The organism is Helicobacter sp. CaF467b, assembly GCF_022664765.1.
GTDB lineage: Bacteria > Campylobacterota > Campylobacteria > Campylobacterales > Helicobacteraceae > Helicobacter_D > Helicobacter_D colisuis.
Genome location: NZ_JALAIY010000001.1, coordinates 1,385,217 through 1,402,266 on the forward strand (window position 1 = coordinate 1,385,217; position 17,050 = coordinate 1,402,266).

Sequence of the window (17,050 nt, forward strand, 5' to 3'; positions counted from 1 at the left end):
CATTTCTTTACATTTTTTCTAAAATGGCTCTTAGAGGAAATTGTTTTTCTTTTGCCATTTTTCTAACCTGCATTGCTTTAGTTTCTGCTATATCATAGGGATAGATTCCGCACATTCCACGCCCATTATGATGAATTTGCAACATAAGATTGAGCGATTCTTCAAAATTTTTGTGAAAAATTTTCTGCAAAATCTCTATTACAAAATCCTGAGTGGTATAATCATCATTGAGCAAAATAACTTTGTAGCGGATAGGTTCTTGTAGCTTTTCAAGGGTTTCTGTTGCGTTTTCAATCTGATTTTGTTTGGGCAATTTTCCCTCCAAAGTAATATTAAGTAATATTAAAATAAAGTAATGCTAAATTTATATTTTTTAGTATAGCATTTTTTGCTTAAAATTTTTACCTTTTTATTTATTCTTTGACAAGTGCGCTAATAGTTTTAAAATTTTCTTCCTTAGAATGCAAAAGAAATGAAAAAAGAGCACTCTCAGTGCTTATGATTCTTGCTCCCAAGTCTCTTAGCTCTTGCATTGCCAAGGCGTGATTATGAGCATCTCTAGCACTGCAAGCATCCTCTATAATAAACACTTCAAAATCTCTCTTTAAAGAATCCAAAGCCGTTTCTCGCACGCAAATATGACTTTCAATGCCAAAGAGAATAAGAGTTTGAGCATTGTATTTTTCTAATGCTCGACAAAAAGTCTCCTCCCCAAAAGCGCTAAAAGAATTTTTTTGGATAATTTGACTAGAATGGCTTACAATAGCCTTGCCCAAACCTTTTGGATACTGCTCCAAAACCAAAGCATTTTGACAAAAAACCTCTGCACATCTCAAGAGATTATTAGCATTTTTTAGAAGTTTTTCTTGGTTTTGCATAACCCCAAAAAGTTTTTCTTGAATATCAACACAGACAAAAACACACCCCTCTTTGGCAAAACTGGCTTTTTGTTTTAGAGTATATGAAGGCATATTTTCCCTTTTTAGTATTCAATTCCTGCTGCTCTTAACGCATCTCGAATGGCACGCATTTGGATATTTTTATCAAAACACCACTTAGGCGCAATAAGCGTATCATTTCTCACTCCCGCACTCACACGATGAATGACTATATTTTGCGGAATCATCTTAAGCGTTTCAACTATTAATTCAATATATTCATTAAGTGCAATAGGCTTGTATTCCCCCTTGGCATGCATTTGTGCTAAAATAGTCTTTTCAATAATATATAGCGGATGAACTTTAATCCCATCACTTCCCCACTCTAACACTTGCCTAAGGCTATTTAACATCATCTCTTTACTTTCATTAGGTAATCCATAGATAATATGAGAACAAACCTTTAATCCCCTTTGCTTAGTCTCCTTAATCCAATACTCCATTCCCTCTGTGGTATGTCCACGATTAATAAATTTCAAAGTTTCATCATAAACAGATTGGATTCCATATTCTATCCAAATCTCTTGCTTTCTTGCCTCTTGCAAATTTGCTAAATAATCTAATAATTCCAAACTAACACTATCAGTTCTGGTGCCAATAGACATTCCAACTACATTAGGCAAATTAAGTGCTTCTATGTAAAGTTTTTGCAAAGTATCAAATGGCGCATAAGTGTTAGTAAAAGACTGAAAATAGATTAAATATTTCCCAACACCAAACTTATTTTTATGAAAATCAGTTTGCCATTGATATTGACTATGAAGCTGTTTGAGTTGCATTGGCAGTAGTGGATTATCCTGCATTCTAGGATTAATCTTTAGAGGTACCTTTGGTTCATGTTCTAAAGTCGGAGAAAAGCTTTCATTTTTACAAAAAATACAACCTCCCCTAGCGACACTACCATCAATATTTGGACAGGTAAATCCAGCAAGAGCAATTGGAATCTTTCTTACCCTTTGCCCAAAACGGCGTTTGCAATAACGCCCAAAAGTCAACATTTGCTTCATAAAACTTACCTTACAATATAATTATTATCAAAACAGGCTTGACAGAATTGATAATTTTCCACCCCTATGCTTCGCCTTAGACCCTCAAGCGAAAGAAAAGAAAGAGAATCGGCTTTAATAAACTCGCAAACTTCTTCATTACTCATTGTAGCACTAATTAGCTCATCTTTACTTGGCGTATCCACCCCATAAAAACAAGGTGCAATAGTTGGCGGAGAAGAAATTTTCATATGAATCTCTTTGGCACCACAATCTCGTAATATTTTAACAATTTGCTTACTAGTAGTTCCTCTAACAACCGAATCATCAATCACAATAATGCGTTTGTTTTCTATTAATTCTCTAATTGGATTTAATTTTAACTTAACTTTTAATTCTCTAATTTGCTGGGTTGGTTCTATAAAAGTTCTCCCCACATAGTGATTCCTAATAATTCCTAATTCAAAAGGGATTCCACTTTCTTGCGAATATCCAAGCGCAGCTGCCACGCCACTATCAGGAACAGGTATCACAATATCAGCATCAATTGGATTTTCTTTAGCAAGTTCTACGCCCATAGCCTTTCTAATATTATATACCAAACGCCCAAAAACATGGCTATCTGGGCGCGCAAAATACACATATTCAAACACACAAGGATAAGGATTCTTAGGCATAATATGATGACTTTCAATACCATCTTTAGATAGCACAAGCATTTCACCGGGTTCCACATCGCGCAAATATCTAGCATTCACCAAATCAAAAGCACAGGTTTCACTTGCCACAATATAACCAACACTACCATCGTTATTTTGTATCTGTCCTAAACTTAGCGGTCTAAAACCATTTCTATCGCGAATAACAAACATTTTTTTGCGACTTAAAATAATGAAGCAAAAAGCCCCCTCTAATTTTAAAACCGCCTCTTTAATCCGATCTACTAGATTTTCTTCCTTGGCTTTTGCGATCAAATGAATAAGATTTTCTGTATCCATATGACTTTGAAAAATGGCGCCATCCCTAATAAGATCATTGCGAATCTTTTCCGCATTCGTCAGATTCCCATTATGAACAATAGCAACTTCTCCCAAATCATAACGCGCAAAAATAGGTTGTGCATCACTTAGCGAATCGGCTCCTGCGGTTGCATAACGATTATGTCCTACTGCACTGAAGCCTTTTAGTTTTTTTAAAGTTTCATCGCAAAAAACATCAGTTACTAATCCGTGATCTTTGATAGTTGTGATCTTTTCTCCATTACTTGAAGCAATCCCAGTAGCCTCTTGACCACGATGCTGCATAGAAAAAAGAGAATAATAAGCAATACTTGCTGCATTAGGAGCGTTATAAACCCCCACTACTGCACATTCTTCATTCCAATTTCTTTCTTCCACTTTGCCTTCCTATAAACCCAAAGAATCTTCAATACCATAAAGATTGTTGGGTTGATTTTTTAGCCAAAGAGCAGCTTTAATAGCACCTTTTGCGAAAGTTAATCGTGAAGTTGCAGTGTGTGTGAATTCTAAATATTCCCCCTCGCCATAAAAACCAACATTATGGATTCCTGCAACATCCCCACCACGCAACGCCATTACACCAATTTCATCTTTTGTGCGCTCTCCAATATTTCCATTTCTACCACTAATACGCACTTTATCCAAATCAAGATTCCTTGCTTCTGCACAAGATTTTGCAAGTCTTAGTGCAGTTCCACTTGGAGAATCTTTTTTGAAATGATGATGTGTTTCAACAATTTCAATATCAAAATCTCTTAACGCACTTGCAACAAGCTTAATAGCTTTATTGAGCATCGCCACACCCAAGGACATATTGCTCGCATAAAGAATAGGCATTTTTTTGGCTGCTTCTTTTATTAAATTTTCATGGTGTGATTCCAAACCAGTTGTCCCTATTACAATAGGGCAAGGATGTTTTAGAGCAACTTCTAGTAATTGTTCTGTTCCTTGTGGAGTTGTAAAGTCAATCACCACTTCACAACTCTCCAAAAAAACTTTCAAATCACTTGTGATGAGTGTTCCTGGCTCAATGGAAAAATCTAATTCTTTTCGCGCATACACGCTTTCTAACTTAATCACTTCGCTTTGTTTAGCAAGTTCTACTATTAGTTTTCCAATGCGTCCGCCTGCTCCAAAAACTCCAATTTTTAGCATAAATGCTCCTTTTATTTATGATGCTCAATATACTCTATGGCTCCAAGCGCAGCCGTAGCACCATCAGCTGCTGCACAAACAACTTGCTTTGGCGCATCTTCTCTTAAATCTCCTGCAGCAAACAATCCTGGAATATTTGTCTCCATTTTAAGATTAACAACAGCTTGTCCATATTCATTTACTTCACATAATGATGAGCCATCTTCTTGCATAAGCACAGAATTATTAACATTATAACCAATTAATACAAAGATTCCAGAAATATTAATCTCTTTTTCACTTCCATCTTGGAGATTTTTGAGTTTTAAACCTGTAACTCCAGAATCATCACCGCAAATTTCATCAATCCCATAAGGCGTTAAAAATTCAATTTTTGGTTCGTTCTTGGCTCTTTCTAGTGTTGTAGGAGAAGCTCTAAAAGCATCGCGTCTGTGGATAAGCGTAACTTTAGAGCAAATCTTAGCCAAATAAATTGACTCTTCTACGGCAGTATCACCACCACCTAAAACCGCTACTTCCTTACCTTTATAAAAAAATCCATCACAAGTAGCACATGAGCTTACACCCTTGCCCCAAAAAACATCCTCTCCTTTAACACCAGATCGTTTAGGGCTTCCACCTGTAGCAACAATAACCGCTTTTGCTTGTTCTTCGCTACCATCACTAAAAATAATGCTAAAATGATCTCCCACTTTTTTAACACGCAAAACTTCCTTCATTTCGTGTTTTAAGCCAAAACGAAAGCATTGCTCCTGCCACGGCATCATAAAATCAAATCCACTTTTAACTTCAGAAACACCGGGATAATTTTCCATTTCACTGCTTGAAGTAATCTGTCCTCCAGGCATTCCCTTTTCAAACATAACAACATTTTTTAATCCACCTCTAGTGGCATACAATCCAGCGCTAAGTCCTGCAGGTCCTCCACCAATAATTGCTAAATCTAACATAATTATTCTCCTTGAGTTTGTTTAAAATTTAATATTTTATAGATTCCACTGCTTTTTAAATGTCTATAAAGTATTAAGTTTTCTTTATCTTGCTTTATAATAAAGCACCTAGGAATCGCCTTGAGTTCAAATTTATGCACAAGGCTCAACATTACTTCGCTTGAAACCTTTAAATTAATCACATTACTAGCATAGCTCTCGCCTTGTTGATACAAATCCACAGCCAACGTAGTAAGCTTTGTTTTTTTGCTCTCTAACTCCAAGGCTTCTTGCCATTTTGGAACATAAGAGCTAAAAAAGCACATTTTATACTCCTTATCTTTTGGTTCAAACAAAAACATTTTTTGATTGTTTGTTGCATAAAAGGAATTGTTTTTAAAATCAACCTCAGCAACCGCACTAAAAGAATAATAATAGTATAAAAATGCACCAACTACAAAAACTACAATAAATGCAATGGGGAATCCAGGGCAACACTTTTTCATTATCCCTTAGATTCTCCCAAAATTTAATTTAGAGCAAACTATCAAGCTTGTCTTTGAAACCAGCTTCAGTAGCAGCTCCAATCATTTCATCAACTTTTTCACCATTTTTATAGAAAAAGATTGTAGGAATAGAACGAATTCCAAATTTTGCTGCTAATTCTTGTTGCTCATCTGTATTAACTTTGCATATTTTTGCTTTTCCTTGATATTCTGCTGCAAGTTTATCAATTACTGGGGCAATCATTCTGCAAGGACCACACCAAGGTGCCCAAAAATCCACCATTACTACACCATCTTTGATTGTCTCATCAAAATTTTGCTCTGTTAATTCAATATAACCAGCCATATTTTTCTCCTTAAATAATAATTTTTATCCTTAGCATTATACGATAAATACCTTAAAAAAAATAAAATCTTATATAAGAATCTTTAAAATTTATTTTACTAATGTAACTTTTTTATTGCATAAGCTCAATAAGCCGTCTTGTGCTTTCTTGATAATCCCAAACCTCATCATAACTCTGTCGCAAATAATCCTCCATATCCGCTTTTTTAGCAATAGCTTCATCCATTTCCTTATCGCTCCCTGCCTGATAAGCGCCAATTCTAATTAAAACTTCATTTTCTTTTAGAATTGAATATAATCGGCGAAATTTTCTTGCGGCTAAAATATGCTCTTTTTGTGCAATATCATTCATAAGCCTTGAAGCAGAATTTAAAATATTAATAGGTGGGTAAATCCCAAAATCAGTCAAGCTTCTATCTAATACAATATGTCCATCTAAAATACTTCGGCTTTGATCTGCAATAGGATCACTCATATCATCACCTTCAACCAAAACGGTAAAATATGCAGTAATAGAACCCTTGCCTTCTTCTTTTCCAGCGCGCTCCATTAATTGTGGCAAAAGCGTTAAAACAGAAGGGGGATAGCCTTTGGTTGTAGGTGGTTCGCCTAATGCTAGTCCAATTTCTCTTTGCGCCATTGCAAAACGTGTTACAGAATCCATCATAAAAAGCACATCTTCGCCTTTGGCTTTGAAGTATTCTGCCACACTCATTGCAGCAAATGCACCATATTTTCGCATAAGCGGTGAATCATCACTTGTTGCAACAATCAAAACAGTATTAGTCAAATCTCCACCAAGATTTTTCTCCACAAACTCTGGCACTTCCCTACCTCTCTCGCCAATTAGGGCAATGACTTTTATTTTTGCCTGTGCGCCTCTCACAATCATTCCCATTAGCGTAGATTTTCCCACTCCACTTCCTGCAAAGATTCCTAGCTTTTGTCCCTTACCACAAGTTAAAAGTCCATCAATGCTTTTCACACCAACACTAAAAATCTCATCAATCATTCCACGCTTCATTGCAGCAATAGGCTGTCTAATAATAGGCATTAACTCTTCAACTCTAAGCTCTCCCTTGCCATCAATAGGCTCTCCTAGCGGATTAATTACTCTACCCAAAAGCTCCAAACCCACAGGAATCTGCAAACCTTTTGTATTTAAATAAACTTTATCACCAACCTTTGTTCCCTCCACAAAAGAAAAGGGCGTGATTTTAAAACTACCACTCTCTAAAGTTGTAACCATTCCTATGGTATTTGAGTTTTCACTGACAACGCGAACAATATCGCCAAGACTAGGAGAAAGTCCATTAGCCGATAAAAATCCCTGTTCCACTTTGGTAATTAACCCAAAAGTTGGGGAAAGATTCAAGCTATTAAGGCGCTCTCTAAGATTTGCTAAAGACATAAAACTCTCTGTATTGCAAAATAATAAATTTTGGATTTTAGTATAATTTTATTAAAATAATACTTTTAAAACTCAAAGCTTGAAGGAAAAAAATGGCTAAAATCAGCGTATTTGGCGGTGGTGCTTGGGGCAAGGCATTACATTTTGCTTTTGGAGAAAAAAATGATTCTTATATTATTTCAAGAAAAAGTCTTAATTCCCCCAACCAAATCTCTCAAGCACAAGCACAAAATAGCGATTTTTTTGTCGTAGCAATTTGTAGCTCAGCTCTAGAATCGTGGCTAAAAGATTCTCCCCTCCCTCAAGAATCTAAGATTCTAGTAGCTTCCAAAGGTATAGCAAATGGGCTGTTTGTAGGCGATATTTTCTCTAAATTTTATCCCAAAGCGCAGCTAAGCTTCCTTGCTGGACCTAGCTTTGCCAAAGAAGTCTCCCAATCTCTCCCTTGTGCGCTTAATGTGCATTCTAATAGTCTCCAAAGCGCCCAAGAATGGCTAGATTTATTTCCCAATTTTATCAAGCCTTATGCTAATGATGACATTATAGGTGGAGAGATTGGGGGAGCGTATAAAAATGTGATTGCCATTGCAAGTGGAATTTGCGAGGGAATGGGGCTTGGTAATAACGCAAGAGCTTCTTTAGTAGCTAGAGGGCTTGTTGAAATGACTCGATTTGGAAAATTTTTTGGCGCAAGAGAAGAAACTTTTTTGGGATTGTCAGGAGCAGGTGATTTGTTTTTAACAGCCAACTCCACACTTTCAAGGAATTTTAGGGTTGGTCTTGGATTAGCTCAAAATAAGCACTTGCAGGAGATTTTGGATAATCTAGGCGAAGTTGCTGAAGGGGTGCAAACTTCTAAGGAAATTTATGCACTAACCCAAAAAAATGAAATTTACACACCTATTGCTAAGGAAGTTGCCCTTATTATGGAAGGAAAGAATCCAAAAGTAAGCCTAATGGATCTAATGAAGCGAATGAATTAAAATTTTTCAAAATATTCTGCAATTTTTCTAGGATTATTAGTTTGTGTTAAGGAGAGCATCAAAAGAATCCTTGCTTTTTGTGGATTAAGATCATTAGCCGAAACAAACCCTTGAGTATTTTCTTCTTCGCTTAACAATACCATTCCACAGCCCACTCTTGAGCTTTTTACCACTTGTAGTTTATTTTCTTTTAATAACTCTATTAAATATTCTTTTTGATTCTTGTGGATACTCCCAGCACCACTTCCTGCAATCACTAATCCCTTAGCACCTGCCTTCAAAAATGCTTCAATAGCTACTCTAGAGCCATCATTAGCATAGCTATAAACAATATCTACCTTAGGCAAAGAATCTAGCCTTTCAATGTTAAATGGAGTTTGCAGGGTATGCAATTTAAGATTAATAGTCTTAAAAAAGACCTTGCCATCTATAATATAACCCATCTCTCCACCATTTGGGGATTGAAAAGATTCTACATTTAAAGTATGCATTTTAGTAGCTTCCCTTGCAGAATGAATTCTATCATTCATTACTATCATCACGCCCTTTGCTTCAGCGTTTTTATTTCCTGCAAGACTAATGGCATTATAAAGATTCCTAGGACCATCTGCACTCATTGCAGTTGCAGGATACATAGCACCAGTTAAAACCACCGGCTTATCACTCTTAATTACAAGACTTAAAAAATATGCCGTCTCTTCCATTGTGTCTGTTCCGTGCGTTATAACAATGCCATCAATCTCAGAATCTTTTAAAAGCACATTAATAGTTTTAGCAAGTTTAAGCCAAATCAAATCAGTCATATCAGCACTATCAATGTTTGCAATCTGTTTAGTTTGAATATTAACTATACACTGCAATTGCGGAATTGCTTCAATCAATAACTCCACGCTTAAACTGCCTGATTTATAATCCGTTGTTCTAAGCTTGTTTTTTGCTTCTCCAGCGATTGTCCCACCTGTTGCTAATATCATAATATTTGGTTTATATGTTTTTAAACTCACCAAAATCCTTTTTTGAAGCCCTTATACTTTTATTTTATACTTTTATTTTATACTTTTATTTAATGATTTTTGCTTGTAATTCTAACACTTTTTATTATTAAATTGAGCAAAAATTTATTAATCTTGAGTAATTTAGTAACAAAAAAATATATTTTTGCAATTTTATTTTATATACAATATGTATTTAAATATTTTATGCTAATATTTCACCAAAACAATAAAACTTTAAAAGGATAAAAAATGCCAAATTTAACACATAATAATTTTTCACAAGAAACTCTTGCGCTTCATGCTGGATACACTTATGATTCTCAAAGGACGCTTAGTGTTCCTATTTACCAAAATACCGCTTATAGTTTTGAGAGTTTGCAACAAGCAGCCGCACGATTTGGGCTTCAAGAGCTTGGTAATATCTATTCACGCCTTACTAACCCAACCACAGATATTTTAGGTGCTAGATTAGCTGCGATTGAGGGAGGAGCCTTTGGCGTCCCGACTTCAAGTGGAAGTGCGGCTATTTTTTATGCGCTTGTTAATCTAGCGCAAAATGGCGATAATATCGTATTTTCAAACAAAATCTATGGAGGCACACAAACCTTATTAGTGCATACACTCAAAAGATTTGGGATTGAAGCAAGAGTTTTTGATATTGATGATATTGACAACACTTTAGAAAAAGTTATTGATTCAAAAACAAAAGCTATCTTTTTTGAAAGTCTTTCCAATCCACAAATAGCTATTGCTGATGCAGAAAAAATCACAAAAATTGCCAAAGCTCACGGGATTGTAAGCGTTTGCGATAACACTGTTGCCACTGCATTTTTACACAAACCCTTTGATTATGGTGTTGATATTGCTGTTTATAGCCTTAGCAAATATGTGAATGGGCAAGGCAGTGCATTAGGTGGAGCAGTTATTGAGCGTAATGGACTTAATGAACTCATTAAAGACAATCCTCGCTATCTACCTTTCAATACTCCAGATGAAAGTTATCACGGGCTTGTGTATGCCTCACTTCCTTTACCTATTTTCTCTATTCGCCTTATTACAGAATGGCTAAGAAATATCGGAGCAACACTCTCTCCACAAAATGCATGGATTATATTACAAGGATTAGAAACTCTTGAATTAAGAATCCAAAAACATAGTGCCAATGCACTAGAAGTGGCAAAATTCCTAGAATCTCACCCAAAAGTCAAAAGCGTTAATTACCCTGCATTAAGCAGCAATCCCTATCATCACCTTGTGAATAAATATTTTACCAACAACCAATGCAGCGGACTTATTAGCTTTGAATCAGAAAGTTTTGAAGAAGCACAAAAAATCTGCAATGCTCTAGAACTTTTTGCTATTGTTGCTAATATCGGAGATTCTAAATCTCTCATTATCCATCCTGCTTCCACCACACATTCACAATTAAGCCAAAAAGAACTTGATTTAGCAGGAATCACACCTGCTACAATCCGCTTAAGCATCGGATTAGAATCACCGCTTGATTTAATCGCTGATTTAAAACAAGCTTTAGAAAAATAAAGGATAAATATGCCACTCATTATTCCAGAAGATATTCCTGCCTTCAAAGCTCTCAAAGAACACGCTTTTATTATGGGTCAAAAAAGGGCAAAATCACAAGATATTCGCCCTTTGGAAGTTTTAATCATTAATCTTATGCCCGTTAAAATAGAAACTGAAAATCAGATTCTAGCCCTCCTTGCAAACTCCCCCTTGCAAGTTAATATCACTCTACTCTCTACTGCCACTTATATAGGTAAAAATACACCAAAATCACATTTGGATAAATTCTATGTTAATTTTGATTCAATTAAACATAAAAACTTTGATGGAGCTATCGTTACAGGTGCTCCAATTGAACATTTAGAGTTTGAGCAAGTAAAATATTGGAGAGAATTAGTAGCGATTATGGATTATTTAAAGCATAATTGCACTAGCACTTTGTATCTATGTTGGGGAGCAATGGCAGGACTTTATCACTTTCATAAAATACAAAAAATACCTCTTAAAGAAAAACTTTTTGGCGTCTTTGAACATTTTTGGGTAGAAAAGGATTTGTTACTCAATGGTTTAGATGAAATAGTAAAAATTCCTCATTCTAGGCATTCAGGCATCAACGAATCTCAAGTTGCGACAAATCCTAATCTAAAGGTTTTATTACAAGGAAAAGAAAGTGGAATCACTGCCCTTAAAGACAACAAAGATTTCTTTATCTTAGGACACCCAGAATACTCTAAAAACACTTTAGAATCTGAATATCAGAGGGATTTAAAAAAGGGATTATCCATTCACAAACCTTTCAATTACTTCGATTCTCAAGAAAATCCCATACTCTCTTGGCGATCTAGCGCAAGTGTCATGTTTTCAAATTGGTTGAACTTTTCGGTTTATCAAGACACGCCTTTTATTTTGGAAAGCTAAGATTCTGGCTTTTCATAATAAGCTATTTTTTTCTTTCTCTCTTCTAAAGTCTCTTTTCCATTTAATGGATCTTTTAAATAAAAAATATAGAATCTATTTTCATAAAGACTATACACTCTACTCTCCGCTCCATTAATCTGTATCACTTTATTGCTGGATAATATGATTTCCCCTGTTTTATTTCCCAAAATAGGCACAAATAAAATCAAACACAAAAAGAATAACACCACATAAAAAATCCGCGCAATACTCCCAAGCAAAGGAATAATAAATGCAATCCCAAACCCCAAAACCATTAAAACAAAAACAAAGGGATTAAAAACATTGCCAAAGAAAGGATTAAAGAATTCTCTAATTCCATAATAATTAATATAATTTGCAAAAATCGCTGCCCAAAAAATACAAAATAACAAAAACACCAAACAAACACTCACCAACAAAGAAGCAATTAGGTTAGAAATTTTCATTTTACCTCACAATCCTTAGATTATCATTCCCTACTCTAAATATTCTTGAAGCCTTAGAGGATGTAAAACCTCGTTTATCAATCACCCAAACATCAGCACTCTTCAAAGCAAACTCTAAATCAAAATTTTGCTTATGGGGATTTGCAGAAGTGGAATACAAATAAGGAAAAAAACACAAAAATTCACTATGCAAAGAATCTCTTACCACCCTAATCCCCAAAGAATGATCAACTAGTCTATTTTTACCCTTATAAATAAAGGTAGTTTTAGGACTATTGCGAATTATTTTTTTATATTTTTGTGGAATCCGCACCAACTCTTTAAGCTTTTGAAAACTCCCTAGCGTTAAAATAACTTTTTGACTAGATTGCCTTCCTTTTTTGGCATTTAACCTTTTAAAATCCAAACACAACAAACCAGCGGTTGTGTCGCTTTGTGCTAAAAATACACAATCACTAAACACACCTACTCACTTAGATAGTCTTGGAGTGGCTTTGTAAGATTTGGATTAATCTTTTTAATCTCACTAATAGCGCTAATAGCCACCCTTGCTGCTTCAATAGTTGTAAAATAAGGGACATTATTGCGCAAAACTTGAGTGCGAATCTTATCAGTATCATCTTTGCTAGAAGCTTCATCGCTAGTATTAATCGCCAAAGCAATCTCGCCATTTGCAAGCATATCTCCGATATTAGGGCGCCCTTCACTAATTTTTAGCGCCTCCTCACAAGCAATACCTTGTTTGCGAATCTCTTGAGAAGTCCCTTTTGTTGCACAAATTTCAAATCCAAGCCCTTCAAGCTCTCTTGCTAGATCACCTGCTTGAGACTTATCAAGACTTCTTAGAGAAATAAACACCTTACCCCCAGTAGGAATAGGATTCTTACTTGCCATTTGGCTTTTAGCAAAGCTTACTCCAAAACTCTCACTAATTCCCATAACTTCCCCTGTAGATCGCATCTCTGGACCCAAAACCATAACTGCTCCACTTAGCTTACTAAAAGGAAACACCGATTCTTTGACTGCAATGTGCTTTGGCTTTTTAGGCTTATATAATCCATCTTTAAACTCTACTTTTTTATGCTCATCATAAAACTCTAAAGCAGCTTTTAAGTCTTTATTAATCATCACATGAGTTGCAACTTTGGCTAATGGAATTCCTGTGGCTTTGGAGACAAAAGGCACGGTGCGTGAGGCTCTAGGATTAACTTCAATCAAATAAAGTGTCCCTTCAAAAATTGCATATTGGGTATTCATAAGCCCAACCACGCCAAGATTCTTAGCAATTTTAGCTGTCGTTTCTTCAATCTCTTTTATTTTTTCTTTAGAAATGCTAATAGTTGGAATCGAACACGCCGAATCACCACTATGTATCCCTGCTTCTTCAATATGTTGCATAATACCTGCAATATAAACATCCTTGCCATCACAAATCGTATCTACATCAAGCTCTAAAGCATTATTTAAAAACTTGTCAATTAGCACTGGAGAATCTTCACTTACACTCACTGCCTCACTCATATAGTTTTTTAATTCTACTACATTATAAACAATTCGCATAGCACGACCTCCAAGCACATAGCTTGGACGAACAAGCACAGGGAATCCAATATCTTGTGCGATTTCTATTGCTTCTTCTTTGGTAAAAGCCGTGCCGTTTTTAGGCTGTAAAAGTCCATTTTCTTCTACAAATTTTGCAAATTTCTCTCTATCTTCTGCGATATCAATTGTTTTTGCACTCGTTCCAATGATTTTTGCCCCAATGGTTGTTAGCTTTTTGGCGAGTTTGAGTGGTGTTTGTCCGCCAAAATGCACAATCACGCCATCAGGCTTTTCTCTTTCAATCACGCTACGCACACATTCAAAGGTAATGGGTTCAAAATACAAGACATCACTTGTATCATAGTCTGTGCTTACCGTCTCTGGATTGCAGTTATACATAATGCTTTGTATGCCCATATCTTTGAGGGCAAAACTTGCATGCACGCAACAATAATCAAACTCAATGCCTTGACCGATTCGATTTGGTCCGCCACCGATGATTAAAACTTTTTTTTGTGCGTTTTGGTCTGGATTGTCTTGTGGGTTAGAATCTACAAAGGATTGTGCGTTAAAAGGCATTGTGCCATACAAATACGCTGTTTGTGTGCTAAATTCTGCCGCACAGGTATCTACTTCATTATAATGTAACTGCACTTGCAATCTTTGTCGCAATGCATATATGTCTTCTTCTCGTAATTCTAAGCCCTCATTTTTATTGATGAGGAATGCCAACATTTTATCGCTAAAGCCATATTGCTTGGTGAGTGTTAAAAACTCTGAATCTTGCAAGGATTCAAAAGAGATTTGCTTCTCTAATGCAATAATTTCTGCAATTTGGTGTAAGAAATATGGATCGATTTTGCACCATTCATGAATTTCTTCCACGCTTATATCATTACGCAATGCCTCTGCAATATACAAAAGCCTATGAGCATTTGGGCGACGCACTTCCCTTTGAATCTCGCTTAGATCGTTGCTGATTGGATTAAATCCAAAGATTCCTGTCTCTAAGCTACAGAGGGCTTTTTGCAAGGATTCTTTGAAACTCACACCAATTGCCATAACTTCCCCAATGGATTTCATAGAGGTGGTGAGTGTTGAATCTGCTTGTGGGAATTTTTCAAAGGTAAAGCGTGGGATTTTTGTTACAATATAATCAATGCTAGGTTCAAAACTCGCAGGTGTGCCCGTGATGTCGTTTTTGATTTCATCAAGTGTATAGCCTACCGCAAGCAATGTCGCAACTTTGGCAATTGGATAGCCTGTGGCTTTGGAGGCTAGAGCAGAGCTTCTAGAAACGCGTGGATTCATCTCAATAACCGTCATTCTACCGGTTTTTGGATTGATAGCAAATTGCACATTGCTTCCGCCTGTATCTACCCCAATTTCTCGCAAGATTTTAAAACTTGCATCACGCATTCGTTGGTATTCTTTGTCTGTAAGCGTAAGAGCAGGGGCGATTGTGATAGAATCTCCTGTATGCACACCCATAGGATCTAAATTTTCTATGCTACACACGATAATGCAGTTATCGCTTTTATCGCGTATTACTTCCATTTCAAATTCTTTCCAACCAAGTAGCGATTCTTCAATCAAAATTTCACTAATTGGGCTTGTATCTAAGCCATTTTGTGCAAGCGTTTTAAATTCATCAATATTATATGCCACGCCACTACCGCCACCAGCAAGGGTAAAACTTGCACGAATAATAAGTGGGAATCCTATTTCTTTGGCTGCTTCAAGTGCTTCTTCTATGGTGTAGGCATAGCGAGATTTTGGTAAATCCATACCGATTTTTAGCATTGCTTCTTTGAAAGCCTGTCTATCTTCACCCTTTTTAATCGCACTAGGATTTGCACCCAAAAACTTTACGCCCTCTAGCATACCTTTTTCATACATACTCATCGCGACATTTAGTGCGGTTTGCCCACCCATAGTAGGCAAAATAGCATCAACTTTTTCTTGTTTGATAATATTGGCAATCACTTCTTCGGTAATAGGTTCGATATAGGTGCGATCAGCAAGATTTGGATCAGTCATAATGGTTGCAGGATTGGAGTTTATAAGCACCACGCGATAGCCAAGGTTTTTGAGTGTTTTGGCTGCTTGTGTGCCAGAATAATCGAACTCACACGCTTGTCCAATGACAATGGGTCCTGAACCGATGAGTAAAATAGTTTTAATATCATTTCGTTTTGGCATAAAAAATCCTTCCTACTTTTTGAAAATTAATGTGACAAATTACCACTTATGCTTACTTAAAGATTCTAAAAACTTCATTGTTCCCATTTTTGCATTACCAAATCAATGGGATACAAACTTGCCCTACAAAAAGCCACTTTAGCAATGCAAACCAAAGTTTTAGCTGATTCTTCTAAATTTTCATTTATTACTAAATAATCAAATTTATCAAGCTTTTTAACCTCTCCTGCTGCATTTTCTAAACGTCTTTTAATGATTTCATTCTCATCACTTCCTCTAACTCCCAAACGCTCTTCTAAAATCTTTTTGCTATTGGTAGTTACAAAAACACTTGTTGTATGATTAGGAAAAGCTTTTTTGATATTTTCTTGCCCCTGCACATCTACATCAAAAATGACCAACTTGCCCTGCTCTAAGGCTTCTAAAATAGGCATTTTAGAAGTGCCATAATAATTCCCATGCACCAAAGCCCATTCTAAAAAATTATTCTCTTGAATGTTTTTTTGAAACTCCTCTTTAGAGATAAAATGATAATGGACACCCTCTTCTTCGCCTTTTCGCTTTTCTCTTGTTGTAGATGAAATTGAAAAATAATGCCTTGGAAATTCTTTTGCTAAAGCCTTATAAAGCGAACTCTTACCAGCTCCACTTGGTCCTGATAAAATTAAAATGGCTCCTTTTAGTTTAATTTCTTCCATTTAATCTTCTTTTTTAGGAAATTGAATGCTAATATTAATGGTAGCGCCACTTAAAAGCTCTTTTAAACTCTGTGTTTGCAAAGTCTGCAAAGCACCTATCAATGAATCTAACGAATTAATTTGCACATTACTTGGCAAAGCTACTTCTTTGGCTTCTTCTTTTGGCACAATAGATGCTATATTAGGTTCTTTTGCAATAGGCTCACCTAAAGCCTCACTCATTGCTTCTAAGCTTAGAGAATCAAATTCCCCTAAGTCTTCTGTTTCTTTCAAATCTTCTACTTCAAGATATTCTGAAATATCCGCGGGGGCTGATTCTTGAGATTCTTGAGATTCTTGAGATTCTTGAGATTCTTGAGATTCTTGAGATTCTTGAGATTCTTGAGATTCTTGAGATTCTTGAGATTCTTGAGATTCTTGAGATTCTTGAG

At 35.9% G+C, this 17,050-nt stretch carries 18 protein-coding genes; 3 read left to right on the forward strand and 15 right to left on the reverse strand.

Going from position 1 to position 17,050, the window contains the following annotated elements:
• Positions 1 to 7: 7 nt before the first annotated feature.
• From MKD52_RS07095 to fliI, 9 genes are all read right to left on the reverse strand, one after another.
• Positions 8 to 313, reverse strand: a complete 306-nt coding sequence (locus tag MKD52_RS07095; RefSeq protein WP_112057337.1) for an ATP-dependent Clp protease adaptor ClpS — start codon at positions 311 to 313, stop codon at positions 8 to 10.
• A 100-nt stretch (positions 314 to 413) separates the two neighbouring features.
• Positions 414 to 971 (reverse strand): isochorismatase family protein, encoded by a 558-nt coding sequence (locus tag MKD52_RS07100; protein WP_242099758.1) that lies wholly within the window; start codon positions 969 to 971, stop codon positions 414 to 416.
• A gap of 11 nt (positions 972 to 982) precedes the next feature.
• Positions 983 to 1,945, reverse strand: coding sequence for a TIGR01212 family radical SAM protein (locus MKD52_RS07105; RefSeq protein ID WP_242099759.1), 963 nt, complete (start codon positions 1,943 to 1,945; stop codon positions 983 to 985).
• Between the two features lie 5 nt (positions 1,946 to 1,950).
• The gene (purF, locus tag MKD52_RS07110; RefSeq protein WP_112057340.1) at positions 1,951 to 3,321 is read right to left on the reverse strand and encodes an amidophosphoribosyltransferase; all 1,371 of its coding nucleotides are present in this window, start codon (positions 3,319 to 3,321) and stop codon (positions 1,951 to 1,953) included.
• A gap of 9 nt (positions 3,322 to 3,330) precedes the next feature.
• Entirely contained in the window at positions 3,331 to 4,098 is a 768-nt protein-coding gene (gene dapB, locus MKD52_RS07115; protein WP_242099760.1) for a 4-hydroxy-tetrahydrodipicolinate reductase, read from the reverse strand.
• Positions 4,099 to 4,109: 11 nt separating this feature from the next.
• Complete coding sequence (gene trxB, locus MKD52_RS07120) at positions 4,110 to 5,048, reverse strand: thioredoxin-disulfide reductase (RefSeq protein WP_112057342.1); 939 nt, start codon at positions 5,046 to 5,048, stop codon at positions 4,110 to 4,112.
• Positions 5,049 to 5,050: 2 nt separating this feature from the next.
• Positions 5,051 to 5,533, reverse strand: coding sequence for a hypothetical protein (locus MKD52_RS07125; protein ID WP_242099761.1), 483 nt, complete (start codon positions 5,531 to 5,533; stop codon positions 5,051 to 5,053).
• Positions 5,534 to 5,561: 28 nt separating this feature from the next.
• Positions 5,562 to 5,879: a thioredoxin gene (gene trxA, locus MKD52_RS07130; protein WP_112057344.1), complete on the reverse strand. Its 318-nt coding sequence runs from the start codon at positions 5,877 to 5,879 to the stop codon at positions 5,562 to 5,564.
• A gap of 112 nt (positions 5,880 to 5,991) precedes the next feature.
• Positions 5,992 to 7,290 carry a flagellar protein export ATPase FliI gene (gene fliI / locus MKD52_RS07135; protein ID WP_242099762.1) on the reverse strand — a complete coding sequence of 433 codons (1,299 nt, stop codon included), beginning with the start codon at positions 7,288 to 7,290 and terminating at the stop codon, positions 5,992 to 5,994.
• Positions 7,291 to 7,382: 92 nt separating this feature from the next.
• Here fliI and MKD52_RS07140 point away from each other — a divergent pair, with 92 nt between their 5' ends.
• A complete protein-coding gene (locus MKD52_RS07140; RefSeq protein ID WP_242099763.1) occupies positions 7,383 to 8,273 on the forward strand; it encodes an NAD(P)H-dependent glycerol-3-phosphate dehydrogenase in 891 nt (296 codons plus the stop codon).
• Here the strand turns inward: MKD52_RS07140 and MKD52_RS07145 are convergent.
• Positions 8,270 to 9,277 carry an asparaginase gene (locus tag MKD52_RS07145; protein WP_287749516.1) on the reverse strand — a complete coding sequence of 336 codons (1,008 nt, stop codon included), beginning with the start codon at positions 9,275 to 9,277 and terminating at the stop codon, positions 8,270 to 8,272. The genes MKD52_RS07140 and MKD52_RS07145 overlap by 4 nt on opposite strands.
• Before the next feature lie 240 nt (positions 9,278 to 9,517).
• Between MKD52_RS07145 and MKD52_RS07150 the strand changes: the two genes are divergently transcribed.
• Positions 9,518 to 10,810 carry an aminotransferase class I/II-fold pyridoxal phosphate-dependent enzyme gene (locus tag MKD52_RS07150; protein ID WP_242099764.1) on the forward strand — a complete coding sequence of 431 codons (1,293 nt, stop codon included), beginning with the start codon at positions 9,518 to 9,520 and terminating at the stop codon, positions 10,808 to 10,810.
• Between the two features lie 9 nt (positions 10,811 to 10,819).
• Positions 10,820 to 11,710 (forward strand): homoserine O-succinyltransferase, encoded by an 891-nt coding sequence (metA, locus tag MKD52_RS07155; RefSeq protein WP_112057348.1) that lies wholly within the window; start codon positions 10,820 to 10,822, stop codon positions 11,708 to 11,710.
• Here metA and MKD52_RS07160 read toward each other — a convergent pair.
• The 5 genes from MKD52_RS07160 to MKD52_RS07180 all read right to left on the reverse strand — a co-directional run.
• The gene (locus MKD52_RS07160; protein WP_242099765.1) at positions 11,707 to 12,177 is read right to left on the reverse strand and encodes a hypothetical protein; all 471 of its coding nucleotides are present in this window, start codon (positions 12,175 to 12,177) and stop codon (positions 11,707 to 11,709) included. The two genes, metA and MKD52_RS07160, sit on opposite strands and share 4 nt — an antisense overlap.
• Position 12,178: 1 nt before the next feature.
• On the reverse strand, positions 12,179 to 12,640 hold the full coding sequence (locus MKD52_RS07165) for a Sua5/YciO/YrdC/YwlC family protein (RefSeq protein ID WP_242099766.1): 462 nt from the start codon (positions 12,638 to 12,640) through the stop codon (positions 12,179 to 12,181).
• A gap of 2 nt (positions 12,641 to 12,642) precedes the next feature.
• Positions 12,643 to 15,921, reverse strand: a complete 3,279-nt coding sequence (gene carB, locus MKD52_RS07170; RefSeq protein ID WP_242099767.1) for a carbamoyl-phosphate synthase large subunit — start codon at positions 15,919 to 15,921, stop codon at positions 12,643 to 12,645.
• Between the two features lie 74 nt (positions 15,922 to 15,995).
• The gene (gene gmk / locus MKD52_RS07175) at positions 15,996 to 16,619 is read right to left on the reverse strand and encodes a guanylate kinase (protein ID WP_112057352.1); all 624 of its coding nucleotides are present in this window, start codon (positions 16,617 to 16,619) and stop codon (positions 15,996 to 15,998) included.
• On the reverse strand, positions 16,620 to 17,050 hold a 431-nt coding region (locus MKD52_RS07180), incomplete at its 5' end, for a hypothetical protein (protein ID WP_242099768.1).